This window comes from Bilifractor porci (genome assembly GCF_009696005.1).
GTDB classification, from domain to species: domain Bacteria; phylum Bacillota; class Clostridia; order Lachnospirales; family Lachnospiraceae; genus Bilifractor; species Bilifractor porci.
The window spans coordinates 1-25770 of record NZ_VUMV01000008.1 but is presented as its reverse complement, the minus strand read 5'-3'; the positions used below and the strand labels follow the sequence as shown (position 1 = coordinate 25770).

Annotated in this window: 24 protein-coding genes; 21 read left to right on the top strand and 3 right to left on the bottom strand. The window is 47.2% G+C overall.

Translation table 11 applies throughout. The features are described from left to right. The first annotated feature begins 6 nt into the window (after positions 1 to 6). From essC to FYJ60_RS10215, 19 genes are all read left to right on the top strand, one after another. The gene (gene essC / locus FYJ60_RS10305) at positions 7 to 5004 is read left to right on the top strand and encodes a type VII secretion protein EssC (RefSeq protein WP_154458612.1); all 4998 of its coding nucleotides are present in this window, start codon (positions 7 to 9) and stop codon (positions 5002 to 5004) included. Positions 5005 to 5045: 41 nt separating this feature from the next. Further along, positions 5046 to 5768: a LytR/AlgR family response regulator transcription factor gene (locus FYJ60_RS10300; RefSeq protein ID WP_154458611.1), complete on the top strand. Its 723-nt coding sequence runs from the start codon at positions 5046 to 5048 to the stop codon at positions 5766 to 5768. Further along, a complete protein-coding gene (locus FYJ60_RS10295; RefSeq protein ID WP_154458610.1) occupies positions 5765 to 6472 on the top strand; it encodes a hypothetical protein in 708 nt (235 codons plus the stop codon). The genes FYJ60_RS10300 and FYJ60_RS10295 overlap by 4 nt, the downstream gene beginning before the upstream one ends. Next, on the top strand, positions 6459 to 6707 hold the full coding sequence (locus tag FYJ60_RS10290; RefSeq protein ID WP_154458609.1) for an EsaB/YukD family protein: 249 nt from the start codon (positions 6459 to 6461) through the stop codon (positions 6705 to 6707). The genes FYJ60_RS10295 and FYJ60_RS10290 overlap by 14 nt, the downstream gene beginning before the upstream one ends. A 90-nt stretch (positions 6708 to 6797) precedes the next feature. Further along, complete coding sequence (locus FYJ60_RS10285; RefSeq protein ID WP_154458608.1) at positions 6798 to 7148, top strand: hypothetical protein; 351 nt, start codon at positions 6798 to 6800, stop codon at positions 7146 to 7148. Between the two features lie 62 nt (positions 7149 to 7210). Further along, on the top strand, positions 7211 to 9196 hold the full coding sequence (locus FYJ60_RS10280; RefSeq protein ID WP_205839065.1) for a protein kinase domain-containing protein: 1986 nt from the start codon (positions 7211 to 7213) through the stop codon (positions 9194 to 9196). 3 nt (positions 9197 to 9199) lie between these two features. After that, positions 9200 to 9349, top strand: coding sequence for a hypothetical protein (locus tag FYJ60_RS10275; protein ID WP_154458606.1), 150 nt, complete (start codon positions 9200 to 9202; stop codon positions 9347 to 9349). A gap of 26 nt (positions 9350 to 9375) precedes the next feature. Next, positions 9376 to 9927 (top strand): zinc ribbon domain-containing protein, encoded by a 552-nt coding sequence (locus FYJ60_RS10270; RefSeq protein ID WP_205839064.1) that lies wholly within the window; start codon positions 9376 to 9378, stop codon positions 9925 to 9927. Further along, on the top strand, positions 9928 to 10230 hold the full coding sequence (locus FYJ60_RS10265) for a WXG100 family type VII secretion target (protein WP_154458604.1): 303 nt from the start codon (positions 9928 to 9930) through the stop codon (positions 10228 to 10230). Positions 10231 to 10246: 16 nt separating this feature from the next. Beyond that, complete coding sequence (locus FYJ60_RS10260) at positions 10247 to 11794, top strand: YARHG domain-containing protein (RefSeq protein ID WP_154458603.1); 1548 nt, start codon at positions 10247 to 10249, stop codon at positions 11792 to 11794. An 11-nt stretch (positions 11795 to 11805) separates the two neighbouring features. Further along, positions 11806 to 12120, top strand: coding sequence for a WXG100 family type VII secretion target (locus tag FYJ60_RS10255; protein WP_154458602.1), 315 nt, complete (start codon positions 11806 to 11808; stop codon positions 12118 to 12120). 13 nt (positions 12121 to 12133) lie between these two features. After that, positions 12134 to 12445, top strand: a complete 312-nt coding sequence (locus FYJ60_RS10250) for a hypothetical protein (RefSeq protein ID WP_154458601.1) — start codon at positions 12134 to 12136, stop codon at positions 12443 to 12445. A 123-nt stretch (positions 12446 to 12568) separates the two neighbouring features. Next, positions 12569 to 12871, top strand: a complete 303-nt coding sequence (locus FYJ60_RS10245) for a WXG100 family type VII secretion target (protein ID WP_154458600.1) — start codon at positions 12569 to 12571, stop codon at positions 12869 to 12871. A 32-nt stretch (positions 12872 to 12903) separates the two neighbouring features. Next, positions 12904 to 13218, top strand: a complete 315-nt coding sequence (locus FYJ60_RS10240) for a WXG100 family type VII secretion target (protein WP_205839063.1) — start codon at positions 12904 to 12906, stop codon at positions 13216 to 13218. A 116-nt stretch (positions 13219 to 13334) separates the two neighbouring features. Then, positions 13335 to 15077 (top strand): tetratricopeptide repeat protein, encoded by a 1743-nt coding sequence (locus FYJ60_RS10235; protein WP_154458598.1) that lies wholly within the window; start codon positions 13335 to 13337, stop codon positions 15075 to 15077. Between the two features lie 111 nt (positions 15078 to 15188). Then, complete coding sequence (locus FYJ60_RS10230; RefSeq protein ID WP_154458597.1) at positions 15189 to 16391, top strand: hypothetical protein; 1203 nt, start codon at positions 15189 to 15191, stop codon at positions 16389 to 16391. Positions 16392 to 16448: 57 nt separating this feature from the next. Next, positions 16449 to 16754 carry a DUF4176 domain-containing protein gene (locus tag FYJ60_RS10225; protein WP_154458596.1) on the top strand — a complete coding sequence of 102 codons (306 nt, stop codon included), beginning with the start codon at positions 16449 to 16451 and terminating at the stop codon, positions 16752 to 16754. A gap of 257 nt (positions 16755 to 17011) precedes the next feature. Then, entirely contained in the window at positions 17012 to 17443 is a 432-nt protein-coding gene (locus FYJ60_RS10220; protein ID WP_205839062.1) for a MarR family winged helix-turn-helix transcriptional regulator, read from the top strand. Between the two features lie 100 nt (positions 17444 to 17543). Beyond that, positions 17544 to 18116, top strand: coding sequence for a nitroreductase family protein (locus FYJ60_RS10215; RefSeq protein ID WP_154458594.1), 573 nt, complete (start codon positions 17544 to 17546; stop codon positions 18114 to 18116). A gap of 56 nt (positions 18117 to 18172) precedes the next feature. Here the strand turns inward: FYJ60_RS10215 and FYJ60_RS10210 are convergent, their stop codons facing one another. Continuing rightward, a complete protein-coding gene (locus FYJ60_RS10210) occupies positions 18173 to 19585 on the bottom strand; it encodes an MATE family efflux transporter (protein WP_154458593.1) in 1413 nt (470 codons plus the stop codon). Between the two features lie 431 nt (positions 19586 to 20016). Here FYJ60_RS10210 and FYJ60_RS10205 point away from each other — a divergent pair, with 431 nt between their 5' ends. Continuing rightward, positions 20017 to 20673, top strand: coding sequence for a cation:proton antiporter (locus FYJ60_RS10205; RefSeq protein ID WP_154458592.1), 657 nt, complete (start codon positions 20017 to 20019; stop codon positions 20671 to 20673). A 345-nt stretch (positions 20674 to 21018) separates the two neighbouring features. Further along, positions 21019 to 22608: an ATP-binding cassette domain-containing protein gene (locus FYJ60_RS10200; protein ID WP_154458591.1), complete on the top strand. Its 1590-nt coding sequence runs from the start codon at positions 21019 to 21021 to the stop codon at positions 22606 to 22608. A 1006-nt stretch (positions 22609 to 23614) separates the two neighbouring features. On the opposite strand, the gene FYJ60_RS10195 is transcribed toward FYJ60_RS10200, so the two are convergent. Further along, on the bottom strand, positions 23615 to 24919 hold the full coding sequence (locus FYJ60_RS10195; RefSeq protein WP_154458590.1) for an SLC13 family permease: 1305 nt from the start codon (positions 24917 to 24919) through the stop codon (positions 23615 to 23617). A gap of 156 nt (positions 24920 to 25075) precedes the next feature. After that, positions 25076 to 25770, bottom strand: a 695-nt coding sequence (locus tag FYJ60_RS10190) for a GntR family transcriptional regulator (RefSeq protein WP_154458589.1), incomplete at its 5' end; no start/stop codon positions are given.

Here is a 25770-nt window from a genome sequence, read left to right as displayed (position 1 = left end):
TGCAGGGTGAGTATCTTACTGTCTGCTTACAGTGGAAAGGCATATCTGGATAGTATTCTGTCTGCTGCCGATCATACAGAGGCATCAATAAATTTCTACAGGGATATTTTCGGGCTTCGGGAAGACGTTTCTGTAAAACTGGAAAGTCATGGCGGAGTCTGGCAGTTTCTTCCCGATCCCGGTTACAGGATTCTCTGCGGACAGCAGGATTGGACCGGAAGGGATATTCATTTCAATGACATTCTGGATCTTCAGGTTGACGGCACGATTGTCGCGACGATCGTCATCCGCCAGATTCTTCATCCTTTTGTGCCCTATACAAAAATAGATTTGCGGGGAATCCGCAGCCTGACGATAGGTAAGAGCGAGAAGTGCGATATCGCTGTAGATGTTATGCGGCTGATCTCCAGAGAGCACCTGACGCTTGAATTCAGCGCGGGCGGCTGTGTGCTGCGCGATACAAGCCGGAATGGCATCTATGTAAATTCCATTCGAAGTGAAAAGGTACAGAAGCTTCATTTTGGTGATGTGATCAACCTGTTTGGAATGAAAATCATCTGGCTGGGAACGATGCTCGCCCTCGATATGAGTTATGGGGCGAAGATCAACGGACAGCGTCTGCACGTCATGGGAGCGGATGAATTTTTTGCCCACATGGCAGAGGCTGGATATCCGGCCTACTATCGCCCCGGAACACGTGAATTTCGCCGTGCGCCCCGTAACATAATCCGGATTGGCACAGATCCGATTGCGATTGAGGCGGCACCAGCCAGGGCGCAGGAGGAAAAGAGGACGATTCTTGAGACGGTCGGTCCATCTCTCACGATGGCCATTCCCATGATCATCGGAAGCGGTATGGCGATTCTGGGGAGTGCCTCTGCGGAGCAGAATTCCATCTTTATGTACACCGGACTGGTCACCGCAGTTTCCGCCGCGATGATCGGGAGTATCTGGGCATTTGTCAATCTGAAAAACGGCAGAAAACATGCAGCTCAGGAGGAGGCCAACCGGAAAGGTGCCTATTCTGCCTATCTGGAGGCAAAGGATAAGGATATCCAGCAGAAATATGATTATAACAGACAGGCACTCCGGGATATGTACCCCTCGGCTGCCGCTTGCAGCCGATACGCGGATGTCAGAGATTCTCTGAAGCTCTGGGGGAGAAATGTCACGCAGGCGGATTTTCTCTATGAACGGCTGGGAAACGGCACAATTCCCTTTCAGTCAGAAATCCGCATTCCACAGCGGCATTTTGAAGTTTACAGGGATCCACTGGAGGATGGACCGGGGCAGATACGTAAAAAGTATGAGATGCTGACAGAAGTTCCGGTAGGCGTGGATCTTCTGGAACACCAGCTGATCGGTGTTCTTGGCGGTACGGACAAGCAGAATGCCTATCAGATTGCCCGACTTCTGATCACCCAGATTGCGGCAAACAATAGTTATCTGGATGTAAAAATCGGACTTGTCTACAATCAGGAAAAACAGATCGAAAAACAGACACTGGACGGGGTCAAGTGGCTGCCCCATGTCTGGAGTGAGGATCGGAAGACTCGCTTTGTGGCGGATAACAGGACGGATGCCGCGGATGTTTTCTACGAGCTTGCCCAGGTGATCCGCCAGCGGATAGAGGAGAAGGAGACAAAGGCGGTACAGAGACCGTATTATGTGCTTTTTGTGACAGATCTGTCCCTGCTCGCGGGAGAGCTGATTTCCAGATATATCCTGAATCCGGAGCCGAGATACGGGATGACAACGGTCCTCCTTGCCAGCGGCTATGATGAGCTTCCAAACACCTGCGATTTTATCATAGAAAATGACGCGAATTATTCCGGTTTTTATACCGTCGGGACCAGTGCGCTGGATTATCAGCATATTGACTTTGACAGGATCGGAAATGAGGAGTTTGAAAAATTTGTTAAAAAACTGGCTAATATCCGGGTAACTGAGACGGAGCGCAGCGGAGATCTTCCGGCATCCCTGACATTTCTGGATATGTACCATGTACGCAGGCTGTCCGAGCTGAATGTGGAAAACCGATGGGTGAAGAACCGATCCTATGAGTCTATGAAGGCGCTGATCGGAGAGACAGGAGGCGGGGCGCCCTGTTATCTGGACGCGCATGAAAAGTATCATGGTCCCCACGGACTGATTGCCGGAACAACCGGGTCCGGAAAGTCCGAGACACTGCAGACCTATATTCTGTCCCTTGCAGTTAACTTCAGCCCGGATGATGTGGGATTTTTTATCATTGATTATAAAGGCGGAGGTATGGCGAACCTCTTCACAAAGCTGCCCCACATGATGGGGTCTATCTCCAACCTTTCCGGCAACCAGGTTCACCGGGCGATGATATCCATTAAATCCGAGAACCAGAGGCGGCAGAAGATTTTTAATGAAAATGGCGTCAACAATATTAATCAGTACACGAAATTGTACAAAAACAAAGAGACATCCGTTCCCATCCCGCATCTCTTCCTTATTATTGATGAGTTTGCAGAGCTGAAGCGGGAAGAACCTGATTTTATGCAGGAACTTATTTCTGTCGCGCAGGTCGGCCGGAGCCTCGGTGTCCATCTGATTCTCTCTACGCAGAAGCCGGCAGGTACCGTGGATGATAATATCTGGTCGAACGCGAAGTTTCGCCTCTGCCTGCGCGTGCAGGACAGGCAGGATTCACAGGACATGCTGCATAAGCCGGATGCTGCCTATATCACACAGACGGGGCGCGGATATCTGCAGGTAGGCAGCGATGAACTCTACGAACTCTTCCAGACCGGCTGGAGCGGGGCTCCCTATGAGGCGGACGAGGGGCAGAAGTCAGAGATTGTTCAGATGCTGACAATGACAGGAAAGACGTCCATGACCGGAAACCGTATGAAAATTGTCCGCCAGGAAGAACAGAAAAAGAAGTGGATTGCCCGGCTGCTCACTGCAATTGATACGGCGCAGACCGCCGCGGGAGTCACAGCGGAAGAGACAGCACATTCCCAGGAGATGACCGAAATTATCTGCGAAGCTGTCTTTGCAGATCTGGAGAGGCAGGCGGTTGACTATCCGAAGACGGAATTCAATCTGCGCAGACTGATGGATCTCATCCACCTCTGCGGGGACAGACGGGTGTCGGGCGGGAGCAGTGCGGCGGATCGGGCGGACAGGATTCTGCGGCTTTCTGTCCAGAGCGGTGTGAAGCTTCCGGAGCAGAAGAGGATGACACAGCTGGAGGCTGTAGTCAGCTATCTTGCGGAAACCGCAAAAAAGAAGAATTACACCAATAACTATATGCTCTGGCTTCCGGTTCTTCCGACGGAGCTTTACCTGGACCAGCTTGAGGGCCATGAAGCTGTGTCTTATGCGGACGGTGCCTGGAAACCAAAGAACCGTTGGAGCCTTGCGGCACAGATTGGTCTGGCGGATGACCCGGTGAACCAGGCGCAGTTCCCGGCAGAGGTCAATCTGGGAGCAAACGGAGGACTGGCAGTAATCGGTTCGGTCGCCAGCGGCAAGAGCATTTTCGCGCAGACCCTGGTCTGGTCACTGATCAGCCGTTACGATCCGGGGTGGCTGAATCTGTACCTGATTGATTTCAGCAGCCATATGCTGGATGCCTTCGCCCATGCGCCACAAGTCGGCGGCATTATGAATGAGGATACCCCGGAGCGGATTGTGAAATTTTTCCACATGGTCGGAAAGATCATGGAGGAAAGAAAGCATCTGCTCAAGGGGGGCAGTTACGAACAGTTCATAAAGAAAAATAAACAGGTCACGCTTCCGGCGATTGTCATTGTCATTGATCAGTACGGGAGCTTTAAGGAAAAGACGGACGGTGCATACACCGAAAGACTTACGCGGATATCCAGGGATGGAACCAGCTACGGCATCTATCTGGTTATCACAGCCTCCGGTTTTGGCGGAGATGGAATAGAGCGTTCCATTGCGGATAATTTGCGCAGCAGCATATGTCTGGAGCTGCCGGATCGTTTTGCCTACACGGATGTTCTGCACACCATGAAGCTGGATGTCCTTCCGGAGGCAGGATGCAGGGGGAGAGGCCTGATTTCGGAGGGGGAGAGAGTTCTTGAATTCCAGACAGCGGTTGCCATGGAAGCAAAGGATGATTATGACAGAATTGTAGTCCTGGACAAGATCTGCCGGGACATGGCAGAACACTGCGAAAAACCTGCCGCGCGCCGGATTCCGGAAATCCCTGAAAAGCCGGTGGAGTCTGTTTTTATGGGGCTTCCGGAAGTGCAGGAGACAATGCGGGATCCGAGGTGGTTTCCAATCGGTTACGATAAGGAGAGCGCAGAAATATATTCGATACCGATGACCCAGACATTTTGTTACACGATATCCGGCGCCCATCGCACAGGAAAGACAAATCTTCTGAAGCTGATGATCCGCGTCGCGGCGGAGAAGAAGGGTGAGATTCATATTTTTGACACGACAGGCGCGCTATCTGCTTTTGCCGGGCAGTACGGAACAAAACTGATTCAGACGCCACAGGAGCTGACAGAGACGCTTGTGGAGATGGCGGGAAAAGTCCGGGAGCGGAGCGTGTCACGAAAAGAAGCGTGGGCAGAGGGGTTGGATCAGGAGGCGGTGTTTGCGCGGCAGCAGCAGTTTACACCGATCTTCTGGTTCATTGATAATTTGACTGATTTTCTAAATATGGTGCTTTACCCGGCGGAGGATCAGCCCGACCTGCAGGGGTATCTGGAGAATATCACAGACAAAGGAGTGCTTCACAATATCTATTTCTTCAGCTGCGTCGATCCGGGAGAGAACCTTCCTGCCGGAGATCTCTGCGATTTTATGCTGCGGGATCACCATGGCATTCATTTCGGCGGCGCACTGGACCGGCAGAATTTGTTCCGGTTTGACTTTGTGCCATATCTTAAACAAGGGAAAAAGGAGCAGCCGGGGATTGGTTATCTGCCATCAGATAGTTATGAGGAAGAAAAGGGAACGGAAAAAGTTGTTGTTCCGCTTGCCGGCAAATAATCGCCAAGAAACCTGATAATGGAAAGAGAAAACAGGAGCAGATGATCTACAGTATCAATTTTGACGGACAGAAAGAGGAATTAAACAGGATTGAGCACACGATGCATGACGAGGCTGCCCTTGCCGGTGATGATGAGTGGAAATGGCTCTTCACCTCGGATTTCGGAAAAGTGCTGGAGGCGGAAGATGCTTTTCCGGTGCTGGATATCTCCTGTCTGGACATCACAGGGGAGGGAGGAACGAAACGGGCGGAGGAGGTGCGGTCCCGGTATCGGGAGAGCGCGATTATGGTAATTGCGGACAGCAAGATGTCCCCGCTTGAGTACCTGAAGCCTTCGATTCAGGCTTCTTCCCTTCTGCTCCGTCCGGTTACGGAAGAAATGATGAAAAAGACCATTCACGATTTCATCCATGCGTTTACGGATGCCAGGTCGGGAGATGCCGGCACGGAGTATGTCGTGGAGACCAGAGAGGGAAAGACGTTTCTGCCGATCCAAAAGATTACGTATTTTGAGGCAAGACAGAAAAAAATCTATATTCGGGTCGGTGCCAGGGAATACGATACCTACGATACGATTGACAGGCTGGCAGAGAAGCTGCCAGATCAGTTTATGCGATGTCATCGAAGTTTCATTGTGAACCGGAAAATGATTGACTATATCCGCTTGAGTGAAAACCGCATTTTCCTCAGGGATGGATCAGTCATCCCTCTTTCCAGAAGCTATCGGTTCGCTTTTAAGTCTCTGCGAGGGAGTTCCTATTGAAGACATATGTATTGAGTACAGAAGAATTTCTTGTTCTGGCTGCAAAAGAAGGAGTAGAAACCTGTGCCCTTCTGTCTGCGGAAAATATGCACCCGCTTTCCAGGCGCGAAAGTGTTGAGGTGGTTTTCGGACTGGCGCAGAAGGGGCTGATTGATGTGAGCTGTGATCAGTATACGGCGGTGCCGGAGATGCAGGAGCTCTTTGCTGTCATACGAAATTCTGCAAAAATTCTGCATATCAGCTATGCCGATAAGAGCGCGCCGCCTCACTGCATGTATCTCTCCGGAGATGCAGTTGTGGATATGACACCTGCGGGAATCGGATCGGATCTTTTCCGGTTCTGCGTTGGCGAGAGGAAGAACCTTCCGGAACTTCTTGAGGAAGACGGACAGTTGCCGGAGGAGACCATTGCGGAGGAGAACAGGGAGACAGGCCTGCCGGAAGATACCGGAAATACGGATCTCAAGGATCCGGAGCTGCTTTTCAGGGATTCGACCTGTATTCTGGCAGCAGATGTGGAGGATATGCGAACAGCTCTTATCTATGAGCGGGTTTGTGTCCGCAGGACAGGCATTTGTTATGAGATCACCGATACAGTTTTTACTGCAGAGGGAAACAGGGGAAGGACTTTTCCCTACGGAAGAGAACGGCTTGGGAAGCTTTTGAATCGGATGACAGGAGAAAAAAAGGATGGTACTGATTGATGTGGATTTTCCGGCGCTTGGTGAGACAATGAACTTTCGGGTGGATGAGACGGTTCCGATATCGGGGATCATTGACGAGCTCGCTTCTCTGGTCTGTCAGAAACTCCAGGAACCGGTCGGATTTCAGACAAATAGTTTCCTTCTTTGCAATGCGGATACACAGGAAATTCTGAACCCGGAAAAAAAGCTGGCAGAATATGGCATAGAAAATGGAACTCGGCTGCTGCTGGTATGATGTTTGTCATGAAAAAGATACCGCTTGTCAGAAAACGGAAGTATTTATCTTCTGTCTGCGATAATAAGGACAGAAAGCAGGCAACAAGGTATGAGAATGTATTTTAATATCAGAAATTCCATCTACATCATTGAAAATCTGAATACCTTGCAAAGGAAAACAACTCGGCTTGCCGCGGAGCTGGAAGATATCCGGTTCCGCCTTCAGAGAACAGCAGCCGGGAATTCGTATATTGCGCTGCTTGGAGATCAGATTAAGATACTGAGGGAAAATGAAAAAAAACTTCGGCAGATGATTTTAACGCTGGAGAGGATCCGGGAGGACTATATCCGGTGTGAAAAAAGGATTACGGCGGATATTGAGGTGGAGATTGTCTACCCGAAAGTATATATCCGCAGAGTGTCGCCAGGACTTCTGGCGGGTGAGGCCTTGAAGCTTTAGGAATTATCCGGCGGGTAAGCGGAGGACTGGAGATAATGTGGCAGACAGCGGGGAGAATGCGTATGACGGCGATCAGGGAAGGGGCTGTAATTCACAATACCTATGAGATAAAGCGGCCAATCGGTGAGGGGGCGGGCGGTTCCGTCTATCTTGCCTGGCACCTGAATCTTCAGAAATATGTGGTCATTAAGAGAATTAAGGATAAATATGTCGGCAACATCAATGAGCGGCGGGAAGTAGACATCCTCAAAAAGCTGCATCATCGGTATATTCCGCAGGTCTATGATTTTATCCAGGAAGGCGGAGATGTTTACACCGTTATTGACTATATCGATGGAAATACGATGCAGGACTATATTGACCGGCAGGTGAAATTTGAGGAGCCGCAGGTCATTAAATGGATGCACCAGATCCTGGAGGCACTGGACTACATACATACGCAGGCGCCCCCGGTCATTCATAACGATATCAAGCCGAACAACATTATGATTTCCGCAGACGGGGATGCCTGCCTGATTGATTTCAATATCTCCTCCAATGACTATGGAGAGAGGGATATTGAGGGGTATTCCAAGGGATATGCCTCTCCCGAGCTGATGCACCGCATCCGCCTGTACTCTACCGGCGGCCGGTATTTTGATGTGCATCTCGATGCACGCTCGGACCTGTTCAGTCTGGCGGCCAGTTTCTATTCTCTGATGACAGGTGAAAGACCCACTGTCCGCGAGAAGGATACCATGCGCCTCCGAAAGCCTCTATGGCACACGGACTGCATCTATTCAAACCAGCTTTGCGGCGTACTTACCCGGGCGCTCTCGGAGAACCCGGATCAGAGGCCTCAAAGTGCGGCGGAGATGCTGAATGATCTGGACAGTATGAAGCTTCGGGACGAAGAGTACCTTCGTTTGACGCGAAGCAGAAAGCGATTTAATTTCCTTGCAGCAGTATTGATGACCCTGGGTATTATGAGCGCTGGCTTTGGCTATTACTTTCTGACACAGGAGCAGTTTCATGATAAGTATGCGGAGATCAGCAGCCTTGCGGAGCAGGGAGCCTATAACGAAGTCGAGACAAAGGCAGAGAATCTGCTTAATGACGGCAGATACAGGCTGGTTTTAAACAGAGATCCGGATGGTGCGGCAAACCTCTGTTATCTGGCGGCGGAGGCCTATTTTGAGCAGGAAGATTATGATAATGCGATCACTTATTTTACCTGTGCCGCAGATGCGGGAATAAAAAATGCGGACTGCTATCGGGATTACGCCATTGCACTGGCCAGAAGCGGCAGAGCGGATGAGGCACAAAAGATTGCCGGGCAGGCGGATACCTATGACCTGAACAGCGCTAATCTGGACCTGGTGCTCGCAGAGATCGGTATGTCTGATGGCAAGGAGGACTTGTCCGCTGTAGTCGGGAAACTGCAGCAGGTGGTTGCGGAGGCAGATGAGGACGAGGAAGAGATAAAACTTCGGGCGATTATTGATCTGGCGGATGTTTATGAGCGCCGCGGCAGTTATGGGGATGCCATCCAGACACTGCGGGAGGCGGAAAAAGAGTTTACAGAGCCATCCTGGCAGAGAAGAGTTCAGCGGGCACTTGGCAATGCCTATGTGCTGGAGATGAATACAGAAGGTAGCGGATCGGAAAGTCCATATGCAGAGGACGCGGAGAGAATTTTCCGGTCGCTGACAGAGGACACGGCAGCAGCGGATTATAATGACTACATGAATCTGAGCCAGATCTGTCAGATGCGCGGCGAGTACGACGAGGCAGAAGAAGTACTCCAAAAACTTTTCGGTACGGATGAGGGGAAAAATCGTTACGAGGTACCGATGCGTCTGGCGCTGATCGAGATTGAACGACAGGGAAAAATCGAGGATGAGGGCAGCAGAGACTACAGCAAGGCTGAGCAGTATGATGAGCAGGCGGAAAAGCTGTATGAAAAGACTGAGGATAACGGCGGTGATGCCGGCAGCGACCTGATGCAGCAGCTGCGAAATCAGATGGATGCGCTGCGTTCCGGCGGATGGCTGGACAAGGAGGATTAAAATATGGAAATCGTTACCAGAGGCACGCTGCTTTTTTTTGGCGGAGCGGGTCTTGCGGCTGTCGGGGCACTTATGCTGATCATAGGCAATATCCGATATTCCGTGAAGAAACGGGCGTTGAGAAAGAAACTGTTTGACCGATATGGGTTCTGACAGACAGATATTAAGGAGGAATGGCAATGTTTTGTTCGAAGTGCGGGGAAAAACTTCCGGAGGGTGCAAAGTTCTGCAGCCACTGCGGGGCAAAGGTAATAGTGGAAGAAGAGAAAAAAATGGAAGATGACGAGAGAACTGTCCTCATGACCGGAAACCATGGAAGAGAAGAAGCACCGGGGGATGGCGAAGAAACAGTTATTATGTCCGGCTCGGGAGGGGGGATACATCAGGATAAGGGCAGGGGGACAAATCCTTCCTTTTCAAAACAAGATCTTAAGTACACGGAGAATATTATTAGGGAGACGAATCAGCAGCCGGAGGAAAAACCAGGAAAAAAGAAGGGTGGAATTCTTTTCCCGGTTCTCTGTGTTTTATGCATAGCCCTGGCGGCAGGTATTGCCTGGCAGGTCTGGGACATTATCAGCGTTAACCGGGATCTCGCCGACTACGAGACGAAACACAATAAGGCCGGTAATAAGGAAGAAAAGGTTGTCGATTCTTCCAGCACAGAGTCTATGAGTACTGCCGCGGCGCTGGTCACAGACCCGATGCTGCAGGAGAGAGTGGAGGTATAGATGGCAGATAAGATTGCAAACGATCTGTATCATTTCAACCGGGACATAGCAAGTTTCAGTGACGCGCTGACAAGATTGCGGGAGCAGAAGAAACAGCTGGAGGAGGACCTGCAGGCACTGCATGGCATGTGGCAGGGCGATGCCCACAGTGCCTTTGTTTCCAGAGCTGCAGCAGATCTTAATGAAGTCGATGACCTGGTCAGAGGGTTTGAGGAGCTGCAGAAAAATCTGACAGATGCCAGGGATGAATACACAGACTGCGAAAAAGACATATCCAGTATGATTGATTTTATGAAATTCTGACAGACAGGAGCATACCATGTATTACTGCAGAAAATGCGGAAAACCAATTGAAGGTTACTATAAATTCTGTCCGAAATGCGGCGAGCCGGTTGACCAGGAGCTGTTGAAGGAAAGTATGGAGCCGGATGCCGGAGAAGATGGGGAGACAGTTCTCAGCCATTTTTCCGAGGATTATCAGCCGGAGCAGACAGAGGGACGTCAGCAGGAGGACGGAGACAATTACCGGTATTTTGACAGGCAGGAATATCCTTACAAGCAGGGGGACTTCTCCTATGATTATAAACAGCCGGAACAGAAGAGAACTGGAAAAAGAAATTTTGTGATTCTCCTGATCATTCTTTTTGCAGCGGTTGCCGCAGCGTTGGCGGCGTTCTGGTATTTCTCCGGCAGGGGAGGAAGCAGCAAGGTGGTAGATCCCTTTGCCGGCGTAGAGGTAAACTATACCGGGGCATCGCCTTATCTCAAGGCATCGGTCACGGTTGACAAGGATGATGCGGTGGAAAAAAAGCTGCACTATGTTCTCAGTAAATCAGGAAATATCAAGAAGGGCGATGAGATCACCGTCTATGTGACGGCTGATGAGGACGTTATGGCTGATTCCAGCGGCACGGTCAATGTGGATGAAGATGACGTGACCGCTTACATGAAAAAGAATTTTCATGTGACGCCTAAGCGTGTGTCCAAGACCTTTGTCGCCAGGGACGTTGACAGCTATCTGACCAGTGTGGACGATATTCCTTCTGATGTTCTCACGTCTATGCAGGAAGCGGCTGAAAAGAAGGTGGCTGATAATGCGAAGAACTGGAGCGGCGCAAATCTTTCGGGCAGTGAGTACCTGGGAGCCTATTTCCTGAGTCCGAAGGACGGAAGGGAGCAACAGGACATCACCAATGCGCTGTTCTTGATTAATCGTGTGGATGTTTCTTTTACGAATGGCGATTTTTTCAGCTATTACTACTACACGGAGTACACAAATCTCATGGAGCAGGCGGACGGAACTGTGGATGTTGATGTGAACCAGTTCCAGGCACCCTCCGGACAGGATGAGATCAGGAGCGGAAGCAGCTACATGTCTTACAATGGATATGAGGATCTGAATTCTCTCTATAATGAAGTCATTGCGACGCAGGATAAGGATTATGAGATAGAGAACAAGGTAAAGGATAATCCCAAACAGTCTAGTCTCTCCCATGCCGGCAACAGTTCAAGCGGAACCGGCTCCAACCAGACAGCGGGTACCGGCAGCGTGAACGGAGGCACATCCCCTGCAGAAAAGAGTTCTCCGGATTCCCCAGGCGGGCATTCGACGACAGACGGACAGATTTTTCCGAACAGCAGCACGGAACTGCTGACGTCATCGGACATCAGTTCCCTGACGTCGGAGCAGGCACAGGACGCGATTAACGAGATCTATGCCCGGGAAGGATATATTTTTAAGGAAAGCCCCTATAAAGAGTATTACGCCCAGTTCAGCTGGTACCACAAGACATACTCGGATATGCAGACTGTTCCGCTGAACACAGTGGAATATCAGAATGTCCAGATGCTTTCCAAAGCCAGATAAGGAGACCACCTATGTATGAGCTGATTGTTGCGCCCGAGAAATTAAAGGCTCAGGCGGAGGCAGTGAAAAATGACATCCGTAAGATGCAGAAAACCATGGAAATGATGGCAACTCGGGTCAGAAATACAAAAAGCTACTGGAAGGGTGACGCGGGAGAGAGCTTTCGCGGCAAATTTGAGGAGCAGAACAAAAACGCCGGGCAGGTGGCTGCAGACATCCGGCTCATGCCGGATGACCTGCTGAAGATTGCCGGAATTTATGAGGAGACAGAGGCTGCCAATAAAGATATGGCTGATGCCCTGCTGTCGGGCATGATCCGGGATTAAGGAGCGATACGCTATGAGCAGAAAAACGCTTTATGAAATCGATATGGACTTTCGCGCTGTGGAACAGCAGGTGGATGGGCTCAAGGAGATTGCCCAGAAGCTGAAGAATCTGGGAAATAATGACTTTGAGGAAACACTTCGTGATATCGGCGTCAACTGGACGGGAGATAACGCGGCAAAATTTGTCGCAAAGGGCTCAAGCCTGAAGACAGACCTGATAGAGAACGGGGAGAATATCATGAAAATCGCGCATGCGCTGGACGAGGCGGCACGTAATATGTATCACACAGAACTGCAGAATATCGACAGGGCGGACGACAGGTAATGTGCCGTTCATCACAGATTTTGGTCTGTCGGTCAGATGGATAGGCTGCCGGATGAACGGAAGCTATAATAAAGGCATAGAGAAAAACAACAGGCCAGACAGACATGGAGGAGGAAAAATAAAATGGCTGGTAGCAATGAGATTAAAGTCACAGCGGAACAGATTACAAGAAAAAAAGAGGAGCTGACACAGGAAAACGCCAGGCTGAAAGAGCTGATTCAAAATCTGCAGACGCAGAATGACAATCTTTCAGCCATGTGGGAGGGCGAGGCAAAGGCAGACTACACTAAGATTGTGAGAGATGCCTGTACGCAGTTTAATAATTTCGGAAAACAGATCGACAACTACTGCCGGGTTCTCGGGGACATTGCAGAGAATTACAAGAGGGCTGAGCAGGAAAACGAACAGATTGCAGCAAGAAGATAATTACCGGGAATTGGAAAGGGAGATAGATGGACATGGCACAGATCAGAGTTACCCCCAGAAAACTCGAAAATGAAGCAAAGCAGATGGAGCAGACCAATAAACAGATCAGCACCCTTACGCAGGATATGCTGAACCAGGTGAGCAATCTGACATCGAGCTGGGCTGGAGATGCGGCGACTGCCTACATTGGCAAGTTTAAAAAGCTGCAGGAAGACATGCAGAAGATGCACAACATGATAAACAGATATGCGCGGAACATGCGGGATATGGCAAACGAATATGCGAAAACAGAAGAGAAGAACCGCCAGGCTGCGGAGGCACTGAAAAACAATCTGATACAGGATTGATGCAAAAGCAGACAAAAGGCAGGCACAGGAAGTGCCTGCTTTTCTGCTTCCCTTACCAGCAGCCACATACAGATTTGCGGAGAAACAAGATTTCTGAAAAAAGGAAAAGGCAAGATATGAATCAGGGATTTTTTGCCGTACCGGCAGTTCTGGCCGTTTCTTTTGTCGGCCTGCTGCTGTTCAACCATATGCCGGAACAACAGTACAAGAGCAGGCTTCATTCCGGGGAAAAATACGCGGACGCATTTGACTATGAAAATGCGGCGCTTGCTTACATGGACGCCATTGCCATTATGCCAAAGACAGACCGTGCCTATATGGAACTGAGTGATACCTATCTTCTGCAGGCGAAAAGCGCGGATGAATCTGATACAAAGGCAATTAAAGAGGCTTATCAGAATGCCGCGGATACTCTGGTGGATCTGACAAAGGCGGTGAAGCCGGAAGAGGCCGCGTTTAATTACACGGCAGTTTACATATCCCTCGGTGACGTATACATGGATCAGGGAGACTATCTGGAAGACAGCGATGCCGATGAGGCGGAGAAGGCCTATGAAAATGCCGATGAAGCTTATCAGAATGCGGCAGAACTGATTAAAGATGGCCAGGCAGAATCAGATATTGCCGCCTATATCCGGAAGCAGCAGGAAAAAATAGGGAATTTGCAGAATACCAATGCAGAGGATGCCAAGTCGGACAGTGCGGACACTGACGCAGCGGAGAATACAGATAATCCGCAGACAAGGGAAGAACAGGATCTCGCCGCCTACAAATCCATCCTGGATCAGCTGTATGCAGATGTAACCGGAAGTGCAGACTCAATTGAACTCAGCGAAGACACAGATTATATTCTTCAGCTTAAACAAAATGGCGAAGATGCGGAGAATAATCTGGGTTATTCTTTTATGGATATGGATGGCGATGGAACGGACGAACTTTTGATTGTTCCTCTGGGTCAGTACGCCGATTCAAGCCAGGTTATTCTTATGTATGGAATGGCAGAAGACGGCACTCCTAAGCGCGTTTTTTCTTCAGTGGGTAGAGACTATTATTATCTCTGTGAAGATAACGTGATAAAGAATTTGGCAGTTGGAGGTGCAAGTTATTTTATATACTACTTTGAAAAATATGATTCCTCCGGCCAGCCTCAGATAATCGAGAGACTTGGGTATGATGCTTTTAATCACCCTGAAAATCCGTGGTATATCACAGACACAAATGACTCTGATCCGGAAAATGATACGCTGATCACGGAGGATCAGTATAACAGCATTCTGGCGAAATATGTAAAGGTAACGCCGGACAAACGGACGCCTTTCAGCCAGTATCCCGGTGCCGACACCCTGAATACCACGGATCAGAAGGCGCTTCTTGCGGCAGTGGCATATTATTCCAGAACAGAGGGAACAGGGATAACATTAAGCGCGTCTGACCAGAAACTTTTCTGGGAAGTGATGAAGTTTTATTTTAGCGAGGCACATCGAGACGAAATGATGAGTGACGGGCATATAATTGCTACGGCTGATCAGATAGAAAAAGTGGCAAGAGCGGTATTTCAGAATTTCACCACCATTCCGGAAGTGCCGGACGATTTATCGACCTACCGCCAGGTGGTTCTTCAGGCAGACGGTACCTATTCGCTTGGAGTAGGGGATGCAGGTGCCTGGGACTTTAAATTTCAAAGTAAGCAGCAGGAAGCGGATGGCAGCGTTACAGCGATATATACCGAAATCACTCCCGATGGTTCTTCAGAATCTGTTGTTTGTGATACGTTTCATCTGGTTCCGGAGGACGAGGATCCGGCAGTGGGAGAACATCTGTATTACAAGGTGCAGAGCCTGGATACAGTATCTCAGTGAAGGTAGTTTGTCATTAAAAACGGGATGTTCGTCAGGTAATCTCCGGATGTGTTTTTGGCCTGTTATGATATAGAGGACGCAGAAGATGAGACGGGAAAAGGGGGGTCGGAGATGACGAAGTTTTCCATTTCATTACCCGGAATTGACCAGGATATCAGCCGGCTGGATGATGAAATAAGAAAGCTGCAGCGACTTCAGCAGGCGTACAGAAGCGCGAGCTGCGACGTACAAAACAGCTTACCGGCGGGATTTGAAAGGTATCTGGCAAATGCAGAATTGATGAATACCAGGCTGGGTGTCTCCATTGAAAAGTTTGGCAGTTTCCGGAATCTGCTGGAGCAGATCCGAAAGGAATATGCCAGGCGCGATTCGGAGATCGTCGACATCATAGCTGGAAAGGTAAAGATAACCGCTGAAAAAAAGACACCGCTTGAAGTTTTGGGCGATCTGGTGACTGGAAAGCTATTCACCAGTGCGGAATCTGAAATATTCAGCTCGGACAATAATAAGACCAGGGAAGAAAAATTCGATACTGCATTCTATAAAGCTAAAGTGAGTGGAAAATGGGGAGAAAAACCTGGGGTAGAGACGGAATCTTCCTTTAAAAAAGATCTTGAAAAAGAAGATGCAGATAAAGATGTAAATACGGAGAAGAAAACTACCCGGGAAAAAGCAAAAAAGGCTCTGTTCGGTGATAAAAAAGAGAAGGTTGTATCCTGTGAGAAAGAAGCAGATCTGCTACATGGGAGCGCGCAGCATAAGGGAACTTATGGGGAATTGGCAGCAAGTGGTGCTGTTGCTTATGCCTCCGCTTATGGGGATGCAGGGGCAGTTCTGACCGATGAAGATGGAAAGTTTGCTCCGGGAATCTATGCATCCGGCGGTGCAGAAGTCGGTGTGGCAAAAGGTGAAGTCAGCGGAAGTGTCGGGGACAGTTATCTCGGTTTGTACGGGGAGGCCAGCGGGTCGGTTTTGAGCGCGGAGGCACAGGGAACTGCGGCAGCAGGTGCTATTCATACGGATGACGGAAAGACGGAGGTCGGTGTGTCCGCACGGGGGGAAGTTGGAGCCTATCTGGCAGAGGGAAAAGCCTCCGGCGGTTTTGAAGTCTTTGGCGTCAAAATAGGAGTTGTGGCAACCGGATCTGTAGGTGCAGGCCTTTCGGGGGAGGCAGAAGCGACTACCAGCGGTTTTAAACTAGGTGGAAAGGCTGTGGCTGGTATCGGGGGAGGACTTGAGGTTTCTGTTGACTGGAGTGATGCAAGGAACAACATGATTAACTCTGCCCAAAAAGTGTTAAATATCAACCAATAGATACCGGATATTGCGAGGTCTTATAGAATATTTACAGAATAATGGAGGAAAGATACCATGTATAAAAATTTACTTCCTATCGGGTCGGTGGTTCTCCTGAAGGGCGGGAAGCAGAGGGTAATGATTACCGGAAGAGTATTGACCAGGGCAGGGGATCCTATTGTTTATGATTATGCCGGATGTCGTTTCCCACAGGGAATAGGGGCAGATAATACGCTGTTCTTTAACAGGGATCTCGTTGACAGGGTGTTTTTTCTGGGTCTGCAGGACGAAGAGGAGCTGGCCTACGAAAAGTATCTGGCCGGTATTGACCATGTCGAGATGAAAGATGGAAGACTGGTTCCGGTAATGATTAACAAGTAATCAGGGACAGTTCGGGAAAATAAAGCAGATCTGATATATCTTTCCGAAAATAGCTTGAGGAAGGAATCTGGATGGGAGGTCAGACTTTTACGAAGGGGGGCATGATAGTTGCTCTGATAGATTGTGTGTCCTGAAATGAAGGATTTTATTCAGGGAGAAAATTTGCTTGACAATATATCTAGTTAGATATAATATAGGCGCAGGAACAGCGAAAAGCTTTTGGCTATTATGCAAATTCAGGAAAGGAAATGCCGGATTTGGAACTGACAGCAACAGAAAGTTATCTTATTATCAGCCTGCACAGGATTGTCACGGATCTGGACAGAAAAACAAGGGCATTATGCCAGAAACATGGGGTGACGTTCGGGCAGTTTATGGTATTGGAAGCGCTTTATCATAAGGGGCCGCTTTCGGTCGGTGAAGTCAAGGAAAGCATTCTCAGCACCGACGGAACAATCCCGGTAATTGTCGCGAATATGGAAAAAGCAGGCCTCCTGGTAAGAAAACAGGATGAAAAGGATCGCAGAAAAAGCATTCTTTCTCTCACAGAAAAAGGCAGGGCTATCATCCGCGAGGTTTATCCGGAAAATGCAGAGATGATTCACAAGGCGTTCTCCGTATGGAATGACAGGGAAAGGGGGGACTTAAAAAGACTGCTGGCATCCTATTGGGATCAAAAGACCTTTTGACCCCAACATCATCAACATAGAGGGAAAACCGGAAAACCCTGACAGAGAAAAAAGTAAGACACAGTGTTTAAAAAATCAGAATCAGAGAAAAGAGGTTACTATGAGTATACGCGAGTCACTGAAGGAAAGAAGAACGGTTTATTCACTGAAAAAAGAGCTCCCCGTATCGGCAGATGAGATAAAAAAACTGGTGACAGAAACAACAGAGCTTGTGCCGGACGCATTTAATATGCACAGCCAGAGAGTTGTTCTTGTGCTGGGTGAGCAGCAGGATAAACTCTGGGACAAAATTTATGATGTGTTTGAAGGAAAGGTGCCGAGGGAGAAAATAGACGGATTCCGGGCGGCAGCCGGGACTATTCTTTATTTTTATGATGACGCAGTGGTAAAGGGCTTGCAGGAGCAGTTCCCGCTCTATGCGCCCAATTTCCCGGTCTGGGCAAATCAGTCCAACGGCATGCTGCAGCTGGCTGTCTGGACAGGCCTCAGAGAACTGGGGGTAGGGGCAAATCTTCAGCACTATAATCCTGTTATTGATGATGCTGTGCGCGAGATGTTCCATCTGCCGGACAGCTATAAGCTGGTTGCCCAGATGCCTTTCGGCGGTATTGTGGAGCTTCCGGGTGCCAAGGATGCGGAAGATATTTCAAAGAGAGTTGTTTTTGAAGAATAACAATCGGCGAAGATACGGAGGGGAAGAACCGGATTGTTCAGCAGATGCTGCGTCGGCTATACGTGTTTCTGCTCCAGTATCAGCCGGTTCAGTTTTCTCATTTCCACTACCAGCATAATGGCAGCCATGGTCACGGAAAAAATATCCGAGACAGGGAATGACCACATAATTCCACGCACACCGAAGAAGTGCGGAAGGATGATCATGCAGGGAATCATAAAAAGGATCTGCCGGGAGAGTGATAGAAGCATTGCTTTCCCGGCTTTTCCGGTTGCCTGGAAATAAACACCGACGACCATCTGCACGCCCATGATAAAAATAAATATGGTCATATTTTTCAGACACATAACGGCAAACTGATTGTAAAGCGCGTCTTCCTGTCCGAAAATAGAGATGATCTGCTGCGGGAAGGTCTGCAGACAGAAGGTGCCGATCAGTCCGATTGTCACACAGACCACCAGACATAATTTCACCAGCTTCCGCACTCGCTCATAATTTTTTGCACCGTAATTAAAACTGAAAAGAGGCTGCGCACCACCGGTGATTCCAATGATCACAGAGATCATCAGGCCGTTTATTTTATTGACAATTCCGAATACAGTCAGCGGAATATCGGCTCCGTATTCGGACATCGCGCCATAGCGGATAGTCTGCTGGTTCATGATAATCTGCATGATAAGGGCGGCGCACTGCGTGAGACAGGATGACAGGCCGAGGACAAAAATACTTTTGACGATCGGCGCCTGGAGTTTCATGTTGGAAACCCGCATATTCAGTGTGCGGAATTTACGGATATAGGCCAGAACGACAAGGAGCGTGGCAAACTGCCCGATAATTGACGCCAGTGCCGCACCGGCTACTCCCCAGTGAAAGATAAAGATGAACAGCGGATCCAGAATACAGTTCAGTACGGCACCCAGCAGCATGGAAAACATGGAGTAGCGCGGGTGTCCGTCTGCCCGGATCTCATCGCTCATCATAATGCCGATACTGGTAAATACAGTGCCGATAATGTAGATTCGGCCGTAGGCTATTGCGTAAGGCAGGACGGTATCGGTGGCGCCGAAAAGCCGGAGCATCGGAAGTAAAAAAATTTCCCCAAACAGTGCAAGCGCAGATCCGCAGATTATTGCCAGGGTCAGGCCGTTTCCCAGGGTGAGATCAGCCTTTTCCTGTTCTTTCTGCCCCAGGTTCAGCCCTACATTGGCAGCGGTGCCGACAGAGATCATCAGGGATAGTGCCATGGATAATGTTACAAAAGGAAATACTACATTCGTCGCAGCATTTCCCAGATACCCGACGCCCTGACCGATAAAAATCTGATCTACCAGATTGTAGATGGAATTCACGACCATGGAGATTACAGAGGGAATCGCAAATTTTGCCAGAAGCGAAGGAATAGAAGCGATTCCCATAATGTTTTCATTGGTTCTTGCCTGTACTGTTTCTGAAGATAATTTTTCTGCCATACGATTTACCATTAGGGATATGTGTTTGGACAGCGTCGGAAACAAGAAGTAGCCTTTTATTCCTCCGCTGTCCAAATATACGGGTTAACTGTATACATTATTCCCCCTTTTCCTATTTTGGTTCCCGGTATTCCTGTCTTACACTAATCGCTAAGTTATCCAATGTATTCACACATCTCTGCAAGAACGGCGCCAGAATCCTGCAAAAATTGTGAATTTATCAAAAGATAAATCTAAATCATGTCTATAATTATGAACATTCACATTATAATATCTGATTTAATCGTGCAAAATGTACTAAAAATACAAAAATACACCCACTTTTTTCTGATATTTTGTGCTAGGGGTAAACGATAACTTTATGTGTACATACTTGTGAATATAGTTTTGCTTGTCTGATTGTAGAGATTATTTTACAGCTTGCGATCGGCATGATTACCGGTATTCCGGCAGGGATGCTGTTAAAGAAAAAGCCGGGAAAGGCAGGAACCCTTCTGATTCTGGTGTCCGGAATTACCTTGACAGCGGCCATCGGTTTGTTTTTTAACCGGGTGGTTTTTACTAATATCACTCTGAATTATATGCTGATGGGAGTATCCTTCTCCGCAGTGTTCTCCAACCGGATCCCGCAGAGACAGCTGGAGCAGACCACGACATGGTTTCATCCCATCCTCGGAGTCAGCCTGCTGGCGGCTATTGTCGATCTGGGAGCCCCGCTGGATTATCACCTGATCCTGGGTGCGGGTCTTTATACCTTTGTTTATATTGCTTCCAGGGTCTTTGGAAAATATTTCGGCGCCAGGGCGGGAGCCAGGGCGACACATATGCCGGCTACGGTTCAGAAATACCTCGGCCTGACGCTTCTTCCTCATTCCGGCGTATCACTGGTGTTTACTGGAATTGTATGCAGTGTTCTGGCTGCTTCCCAGCCGGAACTATCGTCACTGGTGAAAGGAACCATCGCGGCAGCGGCAGTTATCAATGAGATTATCGCGGTCATTGCAGCGAAAAAGGGATTTGAGCTGGCCGGAGAAATCGGCGGCAGTTCAGAAAGCGGAGGGAGCGCTCTGACCGAAAAATTGTCTTGACAGGCCACTCGCAAAATGCTTATGATCAAAGCACAGTCAAATCGGTGTTTACATCTGAGGTGTTACCGTTAAACAAGAGGAGGAAAAATGATTATCAGATAATCTGTTTTAGGTGTATGAACAGGAAGTTTGCCGGAAGGTGATGTCTCCCTATACGCATGAAGCCGATTATCTGCCGATTCCTCCTAAACTCCGTTTTTTTCTTTACGGAGGGTTTTATTAATAGAAGGATTCTGCAAGTCTGTTTCTGCGTATGCGGAGGCAGGCTTTTTCTTTTGCTTTTTCTTCAGGCAGAAACGGCGGCAGGAGAGGCATACAGGGATAAAAAGAACAGGAGGCGGTATTTTGATACAGATAAAGGATCTGACAATCACACACAGAAAGGATCTGCGCACTCTGGTATCGGACTTTCAGCTGGTACTGCAGGATGGCGACAAAGCAGTCATCATCGGGGAAGAGGGAGACGGAAAATCCACGCTGCTTCAGTGGATTTATGACCCGGGTAGGATTGCCGGATATGCTGAGGCAAAAGGGATAAGGATTCTGGGAAACGAAAAAACTGCTTTTCTTCCACAGGAGCTGGAACCGGAAGAGAAAGAAAAAACGGTATATGAATTTTTTTCCGAAGAGGATGCGTTTTTTCTGCAGTCTCCGGGAGAACTGGGGCGGATGGCAAAAGATTTTGGCGTGGAAAGTGAATTTTATTACAGGGATCAGAGAATGGGAGCACTCTCCGGCGGGGAAAAGATCAAGGCGCAGCTGATGAGGATTCTGATGGGAAAGCCGGATATTCTTCTGCTGGACGAACCTTCCAATGATGTTGATATGGACACACTTCTGTTGCTGCAAAAATTGATCTGCGGATGGAAGAAGATTGTGCTTTTTGTTTCGCATGACGAAGCATTGATTACACATACCGCAAATATGGTCATACATCTGGAACAGATCAGGCGAAAAACACAATCCAGATACACGGTAAAGCATCTGTGCTATGAGGAGTATGTGCGGGCAAGAGAGGATTTATTCGAGACACAGGCCAGACAGGCATCGAACGAAAGAAAAGAGAAAAGGAAGAGGGATGAAAAATACCAGAGAATTCTGCAGAGCGTTCATCATGCACAAAATTCCGTCTCCCGGCAGGATCCGCATAGTGCCGCACTTCTGAAGAAAAAGATGCACAGTGTAAAAGCTATAGGAAGAAGATTTGAAAAGCTGGACACCGGTATGGCGGAGCTTCCGGACCGCGAGGAGGCCATCGGCTTCCGGATAGATGCGGAATACCGGATTCCTGCCGGGAAAACGGTTCTTGATTATTCACTGGATGTACTGAAGTCTCCGGACGGAGAGAAAATTCTGGCAGAAAATATCCGGCTGGTTGTCAGAGGACCGGAAAAAATCTGCATCATCGGAAAAAACGGAGCGGGTAAAACCACACTTATCCGGGATATTGCACGAACATTTGCGGACAGAAAAGATCTGAAAGTGGAATATATGCCGCAGAGCTACGAGGACAGCCTGGACATGGAGCAGACGCCGGTAGATTATCTGGATTCACAGGGCAGCAGGGAGGAGCAGACGAGAATCAGGACATATCTTGGAACGTTGAAATTTACGCCGGAAGAAATGGAGCATCCGATCGGCGGTCTTTCCGGCGGACAGAAGGCCAAACTGTTTCTGCTTAAAATGAGCATGTCTCACGCCGATTTACTGATTCTGGACGAGCCGACCAGAAATCTTTCACCCTTGTCTGGCCCGGTGATACGGAAAATGCTGAAGGAATTCGGCGGGGCAATTATCAGTGTCTCCCATGACAGAAAATATATAGAAGAAGTCTGCAGCCGGGTTCTGCAGCTGACAGAAACTGGGTTAAAGGAAGTCTCCATGCCTCTTGAAGAAGTGCCCTATGGGGACACATTTCATGTACGGAGGGAGTAGGAATTAGAGCTTATAATATAAAAAACGTACGATATTTTTATAAAAATGACCGATAGTGTTGGATAGTTCGTACGGTTGGTGTATAATCCCATTTTTAACAGTTGGGGGATAGAAAAGTGTCCAGAAATGCTTTAAGCGAATCCAGGATTTTACAGGCACTGTCAAGATGCCATGTGGATAACTGGCCGGAAAGGTGGAATTGTAAGGAAAAACCGATTGTATTAGTCCTTGCGAAAAGATGTTTTGTAGCGTGAAATGAACAAAGAGGGGCTAAAAATAAAGCAAAATAAAGAGGGCAGTGAAGTAATCCACAAAAGCACTTCTGCCCTCTGATAGTTATCAACAATCAGGAAAATATAAATTCAGCGTTTTTTACAATGAAAAATCATGGCGTCTGAACAGTAACATCGATATGTTTTTGATTGGAGCTGTTATAACAATTTTGCCATTGATTTTGCAATAATTATCACCATATGACGCAACAACTAGGTTATATAAAGGAATTTGACATTATACAAATTATTATTACTACAGATAAAATGAAAACATTTTTAAGAATTACTTCATGCTTTTTAATTGCATTAGGAACTGTAAATTTATTTTTAGCTTCTTTTGTGTTATGTGTCTATTTTTTTGGTCAGCTTAAAAATGGCGATTTAACATTTGCTTTTTTACAGATCCTATTTGGCTCAGTTTTAGATGCAGGAGGAGCTTTGTTATTACGAGTACAAAAAAGATGTAATTTGTTATTTGTACTCGAAAAAACATCTGAGTACACAAAAGTATACTAAAAATGTGCTATGGCTAAAATAGCATTTAAGGGCGGAGCAAGAATGAACTTGTTTCGTCCTTTTTATATCGCAAAAAGAGGCATCGCCTGTTGGAATCCCAGCAGCAACGGTGCCTTTTTATATTACCCCCATTTGAAATAGGGGTAAGGTTGAAAATTTTGATCCCTGCAAAAGGGAGAAAATTTATGCTCACTTCTGATATTACATTGTTTGGGTCAACCTAAAAGTCTATAAAATCCAATAGCTGACAGTACGATTGGAATAATAAAAACTGCAAATGTTAATAAAAATTGTCGGGCAAACATTTGATCATTTGCTTCTGAGCGAGGCAGAAAGGAAAGAATAAAGGAGCCGGCAGTTGAAAAAGGAGATATGCAGGTAATGATAGCACCAATAACAGCTGAAGATGCTAAGGCAGTGACAGAGTATCCATTTTTACTGCATATATTGACAACAACAGGAAGAATCATTGGAATGACAACAGACATTGCTCCACTGAAAAAGCTCATAAAACCACACAGAATAACAAGCACAATACCGATTACATTTTGAGGAATAGATTTTTCAATGTAGTTTGGAAGTTGATTAATAATTCCTGTCTGTTGTATTAACGCAAATAGAACACAAACACCCGATACCAGTATGATGGTGTTCCAAGGTACATAGTTTGTGATGACTTCTCGTTCGTTTCCAAGCCTTAAGATCGCGCATAAAGAAGCCCCAATAATAGATAGCATTTGGATGTCCAGTATATGTGCATAATGCGAAAGCGTCAATGAGGGCGCAAGGGTGCTTATTATAGACGGAATTATTACTAGGCATAAGATTAGACATAAAAGAATGAGGGTTTTTTTCTGGGCAGGGTTGAAGGATTCGGGTTTCTGTATTATAAAGGGCTTTGCCTTGTAAGCTTTATAAAAAAAGTATACAAAAAGTAATGCCAACAACCCTGTAATAAACATATTAAGGCATATTTTTAATGATAGAGAAGTGGACTCTGTTGCATAGATGGTGCTTTCCAGAATTCCCCTGACTATCAGTCCGCCCTGTCCCCAGGGAACTAAAGATCCCCCTGCGGATCCAAAACCGATTAGAACTACAACGATTAAATAGTGAATTTGCATGCTTTCGGCAATCAAAATGCAGATCGGCGCCATTAGCGATGTGATGGCTGGGGCACTTGCACCTAGCAAGCCTAGTATAAAAGAAAGAAAATACAAAACAAAAGGCATTAGTTGATAGTGCTTTCTAAAACGATATATTATTCTGGTGGTCAGAACTTTCATGGTTCCGTTTTGGATGCTGTATCCATAAAAAAGACAGACAGAAATCAGCATAAAAACAATTTTAATTGGGATTAATGCTACAATCTCTGGAACAGATAATTTGAGAATAAAACAACCGATCAAATAGGCTGTTCCAAGGGAAAGGAGACCAAGATTTAATTTCTTTCTAAAGGAAAGGATAATTAATGCCGCAAAAACTAAAAGGCACAATACAGTGACTGTTGCCGAATTCATTTGCACCTATCTTTCCGTTTTGGCGGTCTGGAAATGATGAAAGTTTATAAAATCATTCTATCAATAATAGAAAATATATCAATATACAAATAAAATCCAAATTATTTTCGTTAAATATGCACAAACCTCGAACGCTTTTCTGATCATTATTGCCTTTTATTTTATAATGCTTCCCTGAATATAAACATCTTTTGCACAGGATATTTCATATTGCATATATAGAGAGGCAAGATAAGAATCATGATTTTGGATTGCAAGCAGCAGTTTTTCGTGTAATGGGGCTATAATCGTTTGATAATTGTCTTTATGTTTGTCATCATGTGCTTTGGGCGAGGTAAAAGAACGCATTAATGTTCTTACATTTACGATTTCTTTGTAAAGAAAACGATTCCCTGAATATTTAGCAATCAATAAATGAAATTGCATGTGGAGATCGCGGACTCCAAATTCTGAAATCACGGAATCCCCAAGAGTACTGTGGCTGTACAGCATCTGATTTATTTCGTTAAGCATTTCTAATTCGTCCGCAGAAAGTCCTTTTCTAGCGACCAGCTCGGCAGATTTGGCCTCAAGAAGCATATCAAGAGTTAAAAGATCACGTTTATCCTTCTCGGAATATTCCTGATAGCCTATGTTTTTTTTGGTCATATGTTGTAAGAGACCTTCGGATTGAAGTTTTGATAAGGCTGTACGTACGGGAGTACGGCTACATCCTAAAGCCTTAGAGATAGCTTCTTCTGTAAATTTTTCATTGGTTTTTATTTTACCGGAGAATATACTGTCCCGAATGATTCTATAGATTCGATTATGAGTAGGCTTTAAATCTTTGTACATTTCGACAATTTCAGGTG